16 protein-coding genes are annotated in these 14,337 nt (G+C 47.9%); 10 read left to right on the forward strand and 6 right to left on the reverse strand.

Features of this window, described 5'->3' with window-relative positions:
• Positions 1-179: 179 nt before the first annotated feature.
• From ACTRXF_RS12740 to ACTRXF_RS12750, 3 genes are all read right to left on the reverse strand, one after another.
• Positions 180-350 carry a hypothetical protein gene (locus tag ACTRXF_RS12740; protein WP_474263439.1) on the reverse strand — a complete coding sequence of 57 codons (171 nt, stop codon included), beginning with the start codon at positions 348-350 and terminating at the stop codon, positions 180-182.
• A gap of 13 nt (positions 351-363) precedes the next feature.
• Complete coding sequence (locus tag ACTRXF_RS12745) at positions 364-2,112, reverse strand: gamma-glutamyltransferase (protein ID WP_474263437.1); 1,749 nt, start codon at positions 2,110-2,112, stop codon at positions 364-366.
• A 157-nt stretch (positions 2,113-2,269) separates the two neighbouring features.
• Positions 2,270-2,587 carry a CHY zinc finger protein gene (locus ACTRXF_RS12750; protein ID WP_474263435.1) on the reverse strand — a complete coding sequence of 106 codons (318 nt, stop codon included), beginning with the start codon at positions 2,585-2,587 and terminating at the stop codon, positions 2,270-2,272.
• Between the two features lie 280 nt (positions 2,588-2,867).
• Between ACTRXF_RS12750 and ACTRXF_RS12755 the strand changes: the two genes are divergently transcribed.
• The 5 genes from ACTRXF_RS12755 to ACTRXF_RS12775 all read left to right on the forward strand — a co-directional run bounded on the left by ACTRXF_RS12755 (position 2,868) and on the right by ACTRXF_RS12775 (position 6,857).
• A complete protein-coding gene (locus ACTRXF_RS12755; RefSeq protein WP_474263433.1) occupies positions 2,868-3,302 on the forward strand; it encodes a hypothetical protein in 435 nt (144 codons plus the stop codon).
• A gap of 136 nt (positions 3,303-3,438) precedes the next feature.
• Positions 3,439-4,491: a C45 family autoproteolytic acyltransferase/hydolase gene (locus tag ACTRXF_RS12760; protein ID WP_474263431.1), complete on the forward strand. Its 1,053-nt coding sequence runs from the start codon at positions 3,439-3,441 to the stop codon at positions 4,489-4,491.
• A 171-nt stretch (positions 4,492-4,662) separates the two neighbouring features.
• Entirely contained in the window at positions 4,663-5,091 is a 429-nt protein-coding gene (locus ACTRXF_RS12765; protein WP_091610979.1) for a hypothetical protein, read from the forward strand.
• Between the two features lie 237 nt (positions 5,092-5,328).
• Positions 5,329-6,537 (forward strand): NupC/NupG family nucleoside CNT transporter, encoded by a 1,209-nt coding sequence (locus ACTRXF_RS12770; protein ID WP_474263429.1) that lies wholly within the window; start codon positions 5,329-5,331, stop codon positions 6,535-6,537.
• A 116-nt stretch (positions 6,538-6,653) separates the two neighbouring features.
• Positions 6,654-6,857: a DUF6501 family protein gene (locus ACTRXF_RS12775; protein WP_322525057.1), complete on the forward strand. Its 204-nt coding sequence runs from the start codon at positions 6,654-6,656 to the stop codon at positions 6,855-6,857.
• A gap of 33 nt (positions 6,858-6,890) precedes the next feature.
• Here the strand turns inward: ACTRXF_RS12775 and ACTRXF_RS12780 are convergent, their stop codons facing one another.
• Positions 6,891-7,670: an alpha/beta hydrolase gene (locus ACTRXF_RS12780; protein ID WP_474263427.1), complete on the reverse strand. Its 780-nt coding sequence runs from the start codon at positions 7,668-7,670 to the stop codon at positions 6,891-6,893.
• A 95-nt stretch (positions 7,671-7,765) separates the two neighbouring features.
• Between ACTRXF_RS12780 and ACTRXF_RS12785 the strand changes: the two genes are divergently transcribed.
• A complete protein-coding gene (locus ACTRXF_RS12785) occupies positions 7,766-8,161 on the forward strand; it encodes a gamma-glutamylcyclotransferase family protein (RefSeq protein WP_474279340.1) in 396 nt (131 codons plus the stop codon).
• Between the two features lie 12 nt (positions 8,162-8,173).
• Here ACTRXF_RS12785 and ACTRXF_RS12790 read toward each other — a convergent pair whose 3' ends face one another.
• A complete protein-coding gene (locus ACTRXF_RS12790) occupies positions 8,174-8,980 on the reverse strand; it encodes a YihY/virulence factor BrkB family protein (RefSeq protein WP_474263423.1) in 807 nt (268 codons plus the stop codon).
• A gap of 86 nt (positions 8,981-9,066) precedes the next feature.
• On the opposite strand from ACTRXF_RS12790, the gene ACTRXF_RS12795 reads away from it, so the two are divergent.
• A complete protein-coding gene (locus ACTRXF_RS12795; protein ID WP_474263421.1) occupies positions 9,067-9,837 on the forward strand; it encodes a S1 family peptidase in 771 nt (256 codons plus the stop codon).
• 181 nt (positions 9,838-10,018) lie between these two features.
• On the opposite strand, the gene ACTRXF_RS12800 is transcribed toward ACTRXF_RS12795, so the two are convergent.
• Positions 10,019-11,617 carry an ABC-F family ATP-binding cassette domain-containing protein gene (locus tag ACTRXF_RS12800; protein WP_474263419.1) on the reverse strand — a complete coding sequence of 533 codons (1,599 nt, stop codon included), beginning with the start codon at positions 11,615-11,617 and terminating at the stop codon, positions 10,019-10,021.
• 174 nt (positions 11,618-11,791) lie between these two features.
• Here ACTRXF_RS12800 and ACTRXF_RS12805 point away from each other — a divergent pair, with 174 nt between their 5' ends.
• The 3 genes from ACTRXF_RS12805 (at position 11,792) to ACTRXF_RS12815 (ending at position 14,317) form a co-directional block, all read left to right on the forward strand.
• Positions 11,792-12,607, forward strand: coding sequence for a uroporphyrinogen-III synthase (locus ACTRXF_RS12805; RefSeq protein ID WP_474279342.1), 816 nt, complete (start codon positions 11,792-11,794; stop codon positions 12,605-12,607).
• A gap of 4 nt (positions 12,608-12,611) precedes the next feature.
• The gene (locus ACTRXF_RS12810; protein WP_474279344.1) at positions 12,612-13,481 is read left to right on the forward strand and encodes a S1 RNA-binding domain-containing protein; all 870 of its coding nucleotides are present in this window, start codon (positions 12,612-12,614) and stop codon (positions 13,479-13,481) included.
• Between the two features lie 239 nt (positions 13,482-13,720).
• Positions 13,721-14,317, forward strand: coding sequence for a hypothetical protein (locus ACTRXF_RS12815; protein ID WP_474279346.1), 597 nt, complete (start codon positions 13,721-13,723; stop codon positions 14,315-14,317).
• Positions 14,318-14,337: the final 20 nt, after the last annotated feature.

A 14,337-nucleotide genomic window follows, 5' to 3' on the forward strand; every position in this document is an offset into this window, starting at 1 on the left:
CTTTACCTCCTTGGTACTCTCTAATATTGTCTCCCTTTGAATGTCAAATAACACCAACAGTATTCCATACCCGCTTCTGTCCAGAGTAATCGTCTCATTGCAAGCGTAGAGTGTCTCTCGCGTTCAAGAGACACTCCTGCAAACAATGCCTTTACTAAGACGCTAATTTAAGAAAATAGTTACTGTGTATCTGAACTTTCCTGTAATTCTTCTTCTGGTGGGGTATTCAATGCATTGTTGATTTCAAGTTCTTCGGTCGTAGACAACTCAGCATCCACCTTAAAGAAATACATAAACAGTACTAAAGCAAACAAAAAGAGGTAAGGGCCGATTTTCTTTAAAATGTTCACATTCACTTCTCCTTTATTGAGTCTGAGCAGAGCCTCCACGGCGCTGGTCAATGATACCCTGCATCTCTTCATCGTCGTAATCTTTAATCAGTGCCGTGACGTTTCCGAAATAGGAAGGGCCTTTGTCCGGGGCTATAAAGTAGCGGTCCCCGTATTTGTTATTGATTTCTTCAATAAGCTCAGCATTTTCTGCCTGATCGCCATTTTCTACTGCCAGTGTTGCCTGACCTTCCACAACGTCCACAAAGGAACGGTTTGCTGCGAAAGCTTCTTCGTAGCTCTGGTCAAGGTATTCCATGCGGAAGATAACTTCTGCCATAACTACTGGGATTCGTGATCCGCCCGGGGACCCAACACCCATTACTGTACCTTCCTCAGGGTCCTGAATGATGGTCGGAGCAATAAAGCTTCTCGGACGCTTGCCAACTTCGATATTGTTCGGGGAAGCCTCAGTTTCGTTATAGTTGTTCAGCTGGTTGTTTAAAAACATACCGCCGGACGTCTGTCCGCTGCCAAAGAAATTACCAAGCGTGTTTGTAAGAGCTACTGTGTTTCCGTCTTCATCCATCACATTCACGTGGGTGGTACTGGAGTGGGTGATCGTATTTTGCCCGTCGGAAGACTCGTACCCTACCTCGGTTTCAAGTTCTTCGGTATCAAGGCGCTCTTCCCGGACATTTTGTGCCAGGTCGTCGATAGTACCCTCACTCACGTATTCCTCAGTGGAGATTTCGTTAAACGCCGGATCCCCTAAGTTTTCAAGGCGCTGATAATAAGCTTCCCGGGTAATGGCGCTCATCGTGTGAATATAATCCGCTTCATTTCCCTGCAGCGCTTCGCCGATATTCAGGCGTTCGCCCATGCCAAGCATTTGGATTAAAGTCACACCGGACAGAGGGGAAGGAGCGCTGTAAACGTTTTGCCCTTCAAATGTTCCCTGAGCCACATCCGGCGTCTGTACGTCATACTGCTCGAGGCTCTCCGGGGTTATGTGTGAATAATCCGTGGTCAGCTGCTGAGAAATAGCTCCATCTGCACTGTAAAAGCTCTCCGGTCCCTGCTCCTGAAGCGTACGGAGCGTCTGGGCGTATTCTTCCTGGACGAGTGTATCACCTTCAGTAAGAATATTTCCATTCTCATCGAAGAAGTCAGGAGAGTTTTGTTGATTTAACCTCGGTTGAGCATAATACATGCGGCTGGCAAGATAGCTATTAATCTCATAGCCATTCTCAGCATAATCAATAGCCGGTTCCATCAATTCAGCGAGCGTAAATTGACCGCTTCCCTGGTCTTCGTGCAGAGCAGCCATGCCTTTGACAAAGCCAGGTACTGCTGCGTTCAAAGCCCGGTTAGTGGTGGAAGCTTCCTCACGGTAATCATATACTGAAGGGTCGGCGTTCGGTCCATTCATCACAAGAGCTGAACCGCCGCCACCAATGCCGGAACCGTATGGTTCAGTTACCGTTAGGGCGAAGGAGGTGGCAACTGCAGCATCCGCTGCGTTTCCTCCCTGTTCAAGGATTTCCATGCCGGCATCTGTGGCGAGTTCGTTATCCGTACTGACTCCGTATCCTTCATAGTCGGATCCGGAGGCTATGTCACTCGAAGCGCCTGAGCTGGAGTTGGAATCGTTTTGAGCGCTTTCTTCTTCTGAACCGGAGCCGCTTTGGTCGCTTCCTCCAAAATTTGTTACTCCTACGTAAATGAGTAGTCCTGCAACGACTACCGCAGCAAGTATGTACGTTATTTTTTGTGCATTCACGGGTCGGGTCAAACTCCTTTCTGGATGATCTAAGTAGTTTTTGAACGTCATTTGACTCCGCCAGCGTCTCATCTATTGACGACTAATCTATAATAAAGGCATTTATACTGAAAAGAAAGGTTAGGAAGACCTAATGGTTTTCAAAAATTTCTCAGCCCTATGACAGCGAAAAATAGATGGAAGCATGGCGCTGGCATCCTGGGTTGAATGCCGCCTGACAATTCGGGCATCGATGATCAGCATGAAGATAAGCAGACACGCTCATAGTGTGCCGGCACCTTCCGCACAAAACTGCCTCTTCGGCAAACAATGAAGAGGGCCATGGTTTAATGGGGTGGCTCTCACTTTCTTCATGGCAGGCGTGGCAGCTGTACCAGCGGCCGCAGCAGTAAAACTTCATGGCAACAATATCGACAGATGTATGATAATGGGCGCATCTTGTTTCTTCATCTAAAGAAACGCCTCGAACTTTCACCTTTGAACAGCTCAAAAACTCATCTCCTTATATTAACACTCTCTATCGTATTCTAACAGTAAAAGTACGATTTTTACGAGATGTTTTAAAAGTATGAAAATAAGGTATAAATAAAAGCATTCTCATTGAATGCATTAAAGAACATTGTTTGAATTTTCTTTCATTTTATCGACAACCGCTTTCGATTATGATATATTTATTTACACACATGGACGAATGTATATCGTGGGGAGTGGTAGGCGAACCAAACGGTGAAACGAGATTCTAAGGAGGCTATAAAATGGAAGTACAGGAAAATCAAATGACATTCGTTCAGGAAAAGGCGAAAGAATTGTCAAATGCGATGGAATTAAGAGGATGGGCCAGTACAAAACTCGTCCCAACTCCTCCGTATGGATATACGTTAGTAAGTATGACCGGCTGCCGGGCCTGGTTCGGAAAACGCTGGGGCATGATTAATGATGATAGGGAAAACTTCCTGAAAGTGGTACTTGATATTCCTAAAGGAAGAACTTCCATTGAAGATGTAAGTAAACGCCTGGATCTCGATATTGTGCACGGTAACGAAGGGAAAACCGGCGTAGAAATGATTGACAACCGGGACCGCCATACAATTGTCATCTATCTGTTTAAAGAAACGCTAGAGCAGACTTCCTTCCGCGACAGCGAAACCCTTGAACTTATCAGTGACGTACGACGCTGGTCCTGCCTGTAAAATTTAAAAATTTCTTTTAAACGCCCGTATTTTGGGCGTTTTTTTATGCTGATGTGCATATGATTCGATAATTGGGTCTGTTTTTTCTATACTTAAAAGCGTACAGAAAAGCAGGACAAAGGAGTCCACAAGATCGATGAAAAATATTCATGTTGACGTAAAAGCGTACAAAGGAACCTACGCAGACATCGGTTATCAGCAGGGCCGCTACTTAAAACATACACCGCTTGTTCGCTACCATTATAATGAACGTTTGAAGCGTTCACTCGCAAAATTTGAGGTGCCGGTGGAAGACGTAAAAAAACTTTATCAGCTGTATGTACCCGGTTTGTGGGAAGAATTAAAGGGGCTGGCCGAAGGGCTTGAATGGTCGTTTCATGATGTGCTCCATGAGTTCAGCGGTTATCAGGCATCGAAGGTGCGCTCCGGCTGCAGCGGACTAATGGCAAACGGCATGTACATTCGAAATTATGACTACCTGCCGAGTACGTATGAAGGGCGGTTTTTGTTCACAAAGCCAGTCAATGGACCAGCTACAGCGGGGTTTGCCCAGCGGATTATCGGCCGATCGGATGCAATGAATGAATACGGCCTTTCTATCGGGTATCATTTCGTCCACCGCATTAAGCCAAAACCCGGAATTGTCTGCTCCAACCTGCTCAGGATTGTACTTGAAACGTGCCGCACTACAGGAGAGGCGGTGCGGCTTCTGCAGGAGCTTCCGCACCGGCACTCGTTCAACTACTCCATGATGGATGCCTCCGGAGAGAGCGCAGTAGTGGAAGCGTCTCCCCGGGGTACAGCTGTGCGTCCTGGAGGGGAAGTAGCGTGCACCAATCATTTTAACGTGCCGTCCATGCAGGAGGAAAATCGCCACTTGATGGGCAATTCCCGGGAACGTGAAGCCCGCATCCGCTCCATTGACTGGGAGCATGAAACAGCTTACAGCGCATTCGCCCGCTTTAATCATGATACCGACTCCATTTATTCGAATGACTACGAGCATTGGTCCGGCACTATTCATACAGCCCAGTACATTCCCGCGGAAAAAAAGATATACGTTGGAATCGGCGGAAACCGGTATCCGGTGCTTCTGCCGTTTGCAGGATGGCTGAACGAAGAGCCGCTGCGGATCACGAAAATCCGGGGGGCTGTGGATACGGACATGCCTTTTTCCTTCGAATGGTAAATAAGCCACGGCGAATCTGAAAAAAGTAAGGGAAAACAGTAGGAAACACTGGAGCAAGATGTTATAATATTTTAAAATATGCTCGAAAATAGTAGAAAGACGGGGTGCAGCATGAAAGCGTATCGTCGCAAATTCTTTTATCTGCCTTTACACCAGGAGAAGATGGAACCAATGAGTATGGATCGTGTCCGCCAGGCAGGCTTTGATATCGTTATTACGCGGGACGATCTTCCATACATGATCAGCTTCTGCCGCGAATGGCGCTCGTATTTTGAAGAAAAAGCAAAAAGTGTTCAATCCGTGTACCGTCCGTACGTGGAGGACGCAGCTGCTTTTTTTGACGATCAGGTAGAGCAGATGACACTGTGCACATCTCCGCATCACGGCACTGATAAATATATTTTACCGCTTACAGAGATGGTCAGTTCATTAATGCTTGCCTATGACGCATTTGACCGCGTTATGGATGAATATCATCATATGCCTGCACATTTTGAAACAGCATTGAAATATTACCGCCAGTTTAAAATGAAGGTAGACACAAATAAAGCTCAGTTTATTTTAAATCACTTACCGGATCTCCGCTTAAGTGTAGAGTAAATTTGATGCTATGTAGAAAACCCTGGCGAATGCACCAGGGTTTTCTACTTTTAGTGCTTTCGAATTTCGTAACCGCTTTCTTATTGCGGGCGGACTAACCTGACTGACAATTGAGAAATTACACAATTTTTAAGCATAAAAGGAGATAGTTATTTACTTCATGCCCTCCTTTTGATACATTAACTTTGATCTATTCTTTATGGATTAGATCAATCTTACATACATGGTGGTGGGTATATGAACATATTATGGGGATTGATGGGAATTGTTTTTGTTTTGTTTTTAGCTTTTTTACTATCTTCCCGCAAAAAATCAATCCGTTTTCGTCCTGTACTCGTGGGGCTTTTGTTCCAGCTCGTATTTGCGTTTTTAGTGCTGGGATCCACGTGGGGAAGCACTGCGTTTGAGTGGCTGGTCGTCCGCGTGCAGAACGTGATCGACTCTGCCCAGGAAGGGTACATATTCCTGTTCGGGGAAGACATTACGGAGACCGGCGCGTTTGCGTTTACCGTGCTTCCGGTTATTATCTTTTTCTCCTCGCTGATCGGCATTTTGTACTACATCGGTGTCATGCAGATAATTATTAAATTTATCGGCGGTATACTTTCCGCACTGCTGAAAACGAGTAAAGCAGAATCCATGTCTGCAGCAGCCAACGTATTCGTTGGACAGACGGAAGCACCGCTTGTTGTCCGTCCGTTTCTGCCGAATATGACAAAGTCCGAGCTGTTCGCTGTTATGACCGGGGGGCTCGGGTCGGTAGCCGGCTCGGTACTGTTCGGTTATGCAGGACTGGGTATTCCATTGGATTATCTGCTTGCAGCAAGCTTTATGGCTGCGCCGGGCGGTCTGATTATCGCAAAGGTGATTTTCCCGGAACCGGATCTCAGCCTCACCACGGATGAAATTAAAGTGGAAAAGGATACTGAGTCCCACAACGTGATCGACGCAGCAGCGCGTGGAGCTTCTACCGGCCTGCAGCTTGCCTTGAACGTCGGGGCGATGCTGATTGCGTTTGTCGCTTTGATTGCTCTTGCAAACCTTCTGCTGGGAGGCTTTTTCGGACTCTTTGGAGCAGAAGGTATTACAATTGAACTGCTTCTTGGATATGTATTCGCCCCAATCGCCTTTATGATTGGTGTTCCATGGAGTGAAGCTCTCCAGGCGGGCGGATTTATCGGCCAGAAGCTGATCCTGAATGAATTTGTCGCCTATGCGAACTTTGCACCGGAGATTGATTCCTTCAGCGAAAAATCCCAGGCGATCATTACCTTTGCGCTTTGTGGATTTGCGAACCTTTCATCCCTTGCCATCATTTTAGGCGGCTTCGCTTCGCTGGCGCCGACGCGCCGCAACGATATTGCCCAAATGGGACTGAAAGCAGTAGCAGCCGGGGCTTTAGTATCGCTCCTGAGTGCATCGATTGCCGGCATGTTCGTACTGTAAATTCAGAACCATCGCAGGCGCTCCTTTTCGAAGGGGCGCTTTTTTGTATCAATTACGGCGTCGCAGCAGGTGATATGCTACAATAAAAAAATACTCAAATGATTAGGAGGCCTACCATGATCCATGAGCAGTGGAAAAACAGTGAAACCCTAAAATATGTGACATGCCGGCATGCTGAAGCCGCCAAATACAAGGTCGACAGCGTGCTGACCCCGGGGAAGCAGTACCCGGTGAAAAACGAAACGGATGAATTCATTTTCATTATCGATAATACCGGGCGTATCGGCGGGTTTTATAAAGACTACTTTGAAGAAGCGTAAAAAGGAGCTGCAATCGCTGCAGCTCCTTTTGGTTTACATAATGTAATTATGAGAATTAGAAGAATCAGCAGCAACGACCGAAGACACCCAGGAGGATAATCGTTCGGAGAGGAAATCCCGGTCAGCATCAAGCGTCGCTACGTGATAGGAATGCTCAAGCCATTCAAATGACTTGGAAGAAGAAGAAAGATTTTCATGTATAGCGACTGCATTTGCCGGAGGCACAACATGATCAATCCGTGAGGCTGCGACAAACGCCGGGCATGAAATAGAAGGCACCTGAGGGCGCACGGCGGCAGTTAACTTAAGAAGCGAATATACCGACGCTGTCGGCACATACGAATACGTAATTTCTTCTTCCTGAGGAGTCCGGATATCAGGTCGCTCTTCTTCAATGAAAGCAGAGGACGTCTGCGTAACTGCACGCTCCATTTCCGGAACGTCTATGGCTGGATTTATTAAAGCAATCCCGGCAGCATCCTGAAAAAAAGCAGCGGTGTGAAGGGCGAGAGTTCCTCCCATGGACTGCCCTGCAATGAAAACCCGACTGTGTTTAGCGCGAAGCGACCGGTACGCGGTATGAATGTCTTTGATCCAATCCTGGTGCGTAAAGCGTCCAAGATCTTGATAGGAGGTGCCATGGCCCTGTAGTCTGGGAGCATAAACAGTAAAGCCGTTTTGGGCCAGCTGGCGGCATACATACTGTACGCTCTGCGGGGTGCCTAAAAAACCGTGACAGACCAGTACAGCCGTTTCACCACCAGGAAAATAAAGTGATTCAGCGCCAGGAAGCACCCGGGGAACCTGAGGCATGAACATTTCCTCCTTTAAAGTTAACTATTCTGATTAATTTACTAAGGATTATTATAGCTTTAGACATGAAGTTTGTCAATTTGAGGAGGTCCAGAATGCAGACAGTATTTGTATATGGTACGCTGTTGCGGAAATTAAACAATTATCACCACATTCAAAACAGTGTATATGAAACGAAACAAGGAATAGTGAAGGGGTTTTTATACAATACAGGCCCGTATCCTGCGATTGTTGTCGATGGAAACGGAATGAATATTGTAGGAGAATGGATACAAATAGATGATGAGGCTATGAGCGTACTGGATTGGCTCGAGCAGTATGAACAGCCGGGACAGGCGAACGAATATGAAAGGGTGTGGGTGAAAGACGCTGGGGGAGAAAAAGAAGGGTGGATTTACACGTACACCCTTTCCCAGGCAGAACGTTACCCACTTATTCCTTCAGGATCCTGGCGTGAACATTTGCTGTCCACCGGAGGGAAACAGGATTGAAAAAAGTTATACTCAAATAGCTTTTTTGTCTCTTTCATGAAGACAGGCATTCCATTCTCCACCAAGAAGAATTGCAAACCCTGTAAGGTAAAACCAGAGCATGAGTACGATTAGATTGCCTAAATTGCCATATATCATAGAATAATCACTGATACTGACATAAAATGAAAATCCAAAAGAAGCTGCCTGCCAGGTGAACAGGGCAAGAGTAGCCCCGGGAAGGGATTCCTTCCAGGTGGTTTTACGATTCGGTACTACTTTGTAAATCATGGCAAGAATCGCACCTATGACTAAAAAACTGATGATCCAGCGAATCCAGCTCCAAAGCTGCAGGAAATAATCATCTAGGCCGATAAAGCGAAAAAGAAAAGCACCGAGCGGTTCACCATAAATAGGAAGCAGGAGGGATAAAATGATAGCGAGCAGCAGAGATAAAACGATAATGATGCCTTTTCCCAACATGGATACAAAGGAAGGAAGCTTTAGCCGGTAGGCAGCATTAATTGCACGGATAATGGCAAGTGTGCCCATAAGGCTCAGCCAGAGTGTAGCGGCTGTACTGAGTGACAGCAGTCCTACGGACTGGGAATTTAAAATGGCATTTAGGTTGTTTTGAATAATCGTAAAGGCGCCCCCCGGAACATAGGTGCTTATAAGCGAAAGGATATCGTCTGTATTGATGGAAAAAAATCCGATAATACTGATCATCAGCATTAACAGAGGGAGCATAGCGAGAAGAAAGTAATAAGCCAGCTGAGCCGCGATGTCATAGATTTTATCTTCAATGCTTTTTTTAAAGAAAGATTGGAGAAAATGCATAAGATAATCCTCCTTTTTGCGGAAGTCCCTTTTTCTCATTATAATACAGAAGTAGAGAATGAGAAGAGGCGGAAAAGGAGAGGTGTATGAGAAGAGACGAAGAAGGGGAAGAACGCCTCGAAGGTGAACCGGATCCGGAAGACTTTGAGCCGGGTCCGGCGCGAAAGCCGAAAAATAAGCGCCGTGGTTTGTTCAGGGTAGTAGCATTGCTGATGGCAGGGATGCTGGTTTTTCAATCCGCCTATTATTTAATTGATACCTTCCGTTTGGATGCGTGGTCTTTTTTAACCGCTTCTTATCAGCTTTCCAAGCAGGAGGATGTTCAGCAGTGGCAGGAGGCAGTCACGAAAATACAGGCAATAGAAAACGGGGAAACGTCTTTTGGGACTGGTTTTTTCGTTGAAGACGCCAGCGTTTTCATTACAAATTATCACGTAGTCGAAGGAGCGGACAGTGTAGCGGTCGAAACCAGGGAGGGCGACCTTGCAGAAGCAGCAGTGGAAGCTGTAGATAAGCAGGCTGACCTTGCCGTTGTGACAATGAATGAGCAGTGGGAAGGGGGCGGCGTTACACTTGCGGACACGAGTGCACCTGCCGGTTCGGACGTTATCGTGATCGGGAATCCGCTCGGCTTTTCAGATGTCGCCAACCGGGGAGAGATCATTGAGAGGGAGAAAGATCAGCTGGTGCTTGAAGCTCCCGTGTTCAACGGAAGCAGCGGCAGCCCGGTGCTGACAGAAGCAGGAGAGGTGGCCGGGGTCGTGTTTGCGAGCAGAGAATATCAGGGGGAACGATACGGACTCGCGGTACCTGTGGAGCATGTGCACGAGGCAATCGCTCGAACAGAAGACAATTAAAAGCAGCATATTACCGCGGATGGGGCAGGTTCGTGGTAATTATTCTAAATAAATAAAAATTTCATTTACCATATTTAAATCAAAAAATTAATTTCATAATTAAGAAATACAAAATTATAAATGAACATTAAAAAGCACCAGGGGACAAACACCCTGATGCTTGATAGATTACATAAAAACGTTACGCGCGAGCATACTGCTCTTCAATATACTCATCGTAGCTCATTTCTTTGTCGATCATACCATCCGGAGTGAATTCAATAATCCGGTTGGCAATCGTCTGAACAAATTCATGGTCATGAGAAGTGAAGAGGACCGAACCGTTAAAGGACTTCAGGCCATTGTTCAATGCCTGGATAGCTTCGAGGTCGAGGTGGTTGGTCGGCTCATCCATAATAAGAACGTTCGCACCGCTTAACATCATTTTGGAAAGCATGCAGCGGACCTTTTCGCCACCGGAAAGCACATCCGCTTTTTTAAATACTTCTTCGCCGGAAAAGAGCATACGTCCAAGGAAGCCACGAATAAATGTTTCGCTCTGATCGTCCGGGGAGTACTGGCGCAGCCAGTCCACCAGATTAATGTTCAGGCCTTCAAAGTAAGCAGAATTGTCTTTTGGGAAGTAGGAGCGGCTGGTGGTCAGTCCCCATTTGTAGTCGCCGCTGTCCGGCTCCATTTCGCCGGCTAAAATCTGCAGCAGAACGGTTTTTTTCGTTTCCTCTTCGCCTACAAACGCTACTTTGTCCCCGCTGTTAAGGGTGAAATTGACGTTATCAAGCACTTTGACACCATCAATAGTTTTCGACAGATTTTCGACAGTCAGCAGGTCCTTGCCAAGCTCCCGGTTCGGCTTAAATTGCACGAATGGATACTTTCTCGAGGACGGCTTGATGTCATCAAGAGAAATTTTATCCAGCGTTTTTTTCCGGGAGGTGGCCTGCTTGGACTTGGAGGCGTTCGCGCTGAAACGGGCAATGAAGTCTTTCAGTTCCTTAATTTGTTCCTCTTTTTTCTTGTTCTGCTCGCGGGCCATCTTCTGGGCGAGCTGGCTGGATTCGTACCAGAAGTCATAATTGCCGACGTACAGTTCAATTTTGTTAAAGTCGAGGTCCGCAATATGCGTGCATACCTGGTTCAGAAAGTGACGGTCGTGGGAAACGACAATGACCGTGTTTTCAAAGTTGATCAGAAACTCTTCAAGCCAGTGAACCGCCTGCACGTCCAGGTTGTTGGTCGGCTCGTCGAGAAGCAGAACGTCCGGATCGCCGAACAATGCCTGCGCGAGCAGTACTTTCACTTTCTGGGAACCGCTTAACGAAGACATCGGCTTCTGATGCAGATTCTCTGTAATGCCGAGGCCCTGCAGCAGCTGGGCAGCTTCTGTTTCCGCTTCGTACCCGTTCATTTCCGCAAATTCCGCCTCAAGCTCTGCAGCTTTCATGCCGTCTTCGTCGGAAAAGTCGGGTTTCATATAAATTTCGTTTTTTTCGTTCATCACTTCATACAGGCGGCTGTGGCCCATAATGACTACATCGATAACCGTGTATTCCTCATACGCGAAGTGATCCTGCTTCAGCACGGCAAGCCGCGAATCTTTATCCATGATTACATTTCCGCTCTGGGAATCAATTTCCCCGGAAAGAATTTTTAAGAACGTGGATTTGCCGGCCCCGTTCGCCCCGATCAAGCCGTAGCAGTTGCCGGGAGTAAACTTTATATTAACGTCTTCAAATAAAATTTGATCCCCGAACCGGAGCCCAACGTTTTGTACATCAATCATGTTCATATCTCCTTTATAAATAACAGTCTTTTTCATACTAACACGCAGCAGTTCAAAATGAACAGGGGAAGGGACGGTTTTCCGCAGAAAAGAAGACCGGCACTGCTGTCAGATACAGAAAAAGCATGATATAGTAAATGCAGAAAACGGTTAGAGACCAAAGGAGGCATTTCGGTGGCCAAAGGATTAAGCGGACGGCAGGTGATTCTTGCCGCATCCCGGAAAACAGAGGAAATGGAAGAGTTGATTCGGCGGCAGGGAGGAGAGCCGCTTAACTACCCGCTCCAGGGCACCTCATTTTTAAATGAAGAACAGCTTCGGGCTCCGATGCGGGCCTATCTGGAGCAGCCGGTGGACTGGAGCATATTCATGACGGGCATGGGACTGAACGCAATGCTTGATATTGCAGAGGAGGAAGGACTCCGGGAAGCATTTGTGCAAAAAATCCAGCAGACAAAGGTAGCGGCCCGGGGATACAAGACCGCTAATGTCCTAAAAGGCCTGGACTGCACTATCTCGGCCCGTGATGATGACGGGACGACCGAAGGCATGATCCGTGCTCTTGACGGCCACGATTTCCGGCAGAAGCAGGTGATGGTGCAGCTGCACGGGATTGAAAACCCGAGGCTCCGCCGGTACCTTGAGGATCACGGAGCCGACGTGTATGACATTCTGCCGTATCAGCATACGCCTCCGGAAGAAGCTGTGGCGTCCGCATGCCTCGAAGACCTTTTGAATGCAGAAAGTGACGCTATCTGCTTTACAACCGCCATTCAGGTGCACGCTCTCTTTCAGCATGCCGCAAAGGCAGGACGCACCGAAGAGCTGCAGGAAGCGCTCAGCCGCCAGGTGGTTCCGACGGCGGTCGGGAAAGTAACGGCGGAAGCGTTAAAAGAAAGAGGCATTGAAGACTACGTGGTGCCGGAAAACGAACGGATGGGCGCCATGATTGTCGCTTTATCCAAACATTTTGAACAACGAAAGGACTAATCCATTGAAACAACTATTCTCACGCATGCAGCGATGGAACGTATTGAATGATAAAGGCGAGTACTATGTTCTCGCTTCGGGAGCCCAAATTGCCCGACTGTATAAAGAAGATACTGACGAAGAGCTTTCCTCCGGGGACCAGGTGGAGGCGATCAGCTGGTTTGACGAAGAAGGAAACAAGCGGCTGGATGTGCATCTGCCGGAAGTAGAAGAGGAAGGCTTTGCCTGGCGGGCAGTCGTGACAAGCGACGCAAGCCATGGCATCGAAGTAGCGGTCGACGAACGGTGGAAGGCGCCGGTGGAACGGCATGATTACCTGCAGGATGAAGCGTACTGGCCCGCTCCGGGAGAGTTTCTGTTTGTGCACCTGGAGTACACAGCCAGCGGCCTGAGAGCCTTTCCGGCAAATGAAGACGATGTGCAGCAGCTGATGGCACCTGCCCCCGCAGAGCTGCACCATACGTGGCTCGATGCTACGGTTTACAGTTCACCGCCGTTCGGGGCCTTTTTATTAACCGCAGACCGTTATAAAATCTTCATCCATGAATCGGACTGGACCCACCGGCCGCGCGTAGGGGAAGAACTGAAGGCGCGTATTACCCACCGCCAGGAGGACGGGTCGCTAAACGCCTCGATGTATCCGCCAAAGGAAATAGCGATCGGCGAAGACGCCCGGCTGCTTCTGGATCGGCTGCAGCGGGAGGGCGGCACGCTCCCATTCGGGGACCGGAGCAGTCCGGAAACCATCCGGAAGGAATTTGGTCTCAGCAAGGCAGCGTTCAAGCGGGCGGTTGGTTCGCTGTTGAAGGAAAAGCACATCCGCCAGGAAAACAACACGCTGATCCTCGAGCATTCGGAGGGGCACAAAGAGTAATGGCTTCAGGTTTTACGAAACCGGGCGGCATATCATGACAGAAGAGCGGACCCTCCCAGGGCCGCTTTTTTTATGGGATGAATACATTAACCGCCGGGCGCCTCTTTAGTTTGAGCTTGAGCGGGAGCATGTTCCCGCGGGCTCTGGACCTAAAGTATGTTTATGAAACGAGTGTGGCTTAAGAACAAACAGATACGGGTATGGTACATGCAATCATACTTTTGAATGGTGGTGGGACAGTGAGCAGCAAGAAGAAAAGCTCCAAAAGCAATGACAACCTTACCTACGCGTTCATGGCTGCCGGCAGTTTAATCGGCGGGGCGCTGCCATTGCTGCGCAAAGATATCGGTAAAAAAACAGAAAAAAACGTCAACCAGACCGCAAAAAAAGCCCGGAAGCTGAGTCCGGAACCGCTGAGCCAGGCCATTAAATCCGGGCAGGGCATGGAGAAAAAAGCCAAGGGGACGGTGAAAACCGTCAAGCGGGCCGCCAAAGTATCAGCGGCTGCCTTTGCAATGGCCAAGGTGCCGAAAAAGATTAAAAAGAAAATTTACACTCTGCGCTACCATGTGGGTGAAGCCGTCATTCATACCGGCGAAAAAATTCAGGGCCCTGCGTATGACCCTGAGCGGACCGCTGCTGATCGTGAGAACAGCAGGGGGCAGCCTTCGTCTGAAACCGGGGAAAGTGCTACAGAAGCTTCTGACAGCAGCGGAACCGAAGACGCCTGGGAGCAGGAAGAAGAGTACGAGGAAGAAAAATTTGAAGGCACGAAAGCCTCGACGCAACAACCGGCAAAAGCAATCAAAAAATTAAAAAAAGCATCCAATGCCTAAGTGAACCTATACTAATTTAA

The organism is Marinococcus sp. LNHM3E3-2.2 (assembly GCF_056034385.1).

What these genes read in the sequence shown, in the direction of transcription:
- ACTRXF_RS12790 (WP_474263423.1), bottom strand. Translation starts at nt 8,980, where the DNA reads ATGCATTTTCTCCAATCTTTCTTTAAAAAAAGCATTGAAGATAAAATC.
- ACTRXF_RS12780 (WP_474263427.1), bottom strand. Translation starts at nt 7,670, where the DNA reads ATGCCTCAGGTTCCCCGGGTGCTTCCTGGCGCTGAATCACTTTATTTT.
- ACTRXF_RS12795 (WP_474263421.1), top strand. Translation starts at nt 9,067, where the DNA reads ATGAGAAGAGACGAAGAAGGGGAAGAACGCCTCGAAGGTGAACCGGAT.
- ACTRXF_RS12785 (WP_474279340.1), top strand. Translation starts at nt 7,766, where the DNA reads ATGCAGACAGTATTTGTATATGGTACGCTGTTGCGGAAATTAAACAAT.
- ACTRXF_RS12755 (WP_474263433.1), top strand. Translation starts at nt 2,868, where the DNA reads ATGGAAGTACAGGAAAATCAAATGACATTCGTTCAGGAAAAGGCGAAA.
- ACTRXF_RS12775 (WP_322525057.1), top strand. Translation starts at nt 6,654, where the DNA reads ATGATCCATGAGCAGTGGAAAAACAGTGAAACCCTAAAATATGTGACA.
- ACTRXF_RS12760 (WP_474263431.1), top strand. Translation starts at nt 3,439, where the DNA reads ATGAAAAATATTCATGTTGACGTAAAAGCGTACAAAGGAACCTACGCA.
- ACTRXF_RS12765 (WP_091610979.1), top strand. Translation starts at nt 4,663, where the DNA reads ATGAGTATGGATCGTGTCCGCCAGGCAGGCTTTGATATCGTTATTACG.
- ACTRXF_RS12770 (WP_474263429.1), top strand. Translation starts at nt 5,329, where the DNA reads ATGAACATATTATGGGGATTGATGGGAATTGTTTTTGTTTTGTTTTTA.
- ACTRXF_RS12800 (WP_474263419.1), bottom strand. Translation starts at nt 11,617, where the DNA reads ATGATTGATGTACAAAACGTTGGGCTCCGGTTCGGGGATCAAATTTTA.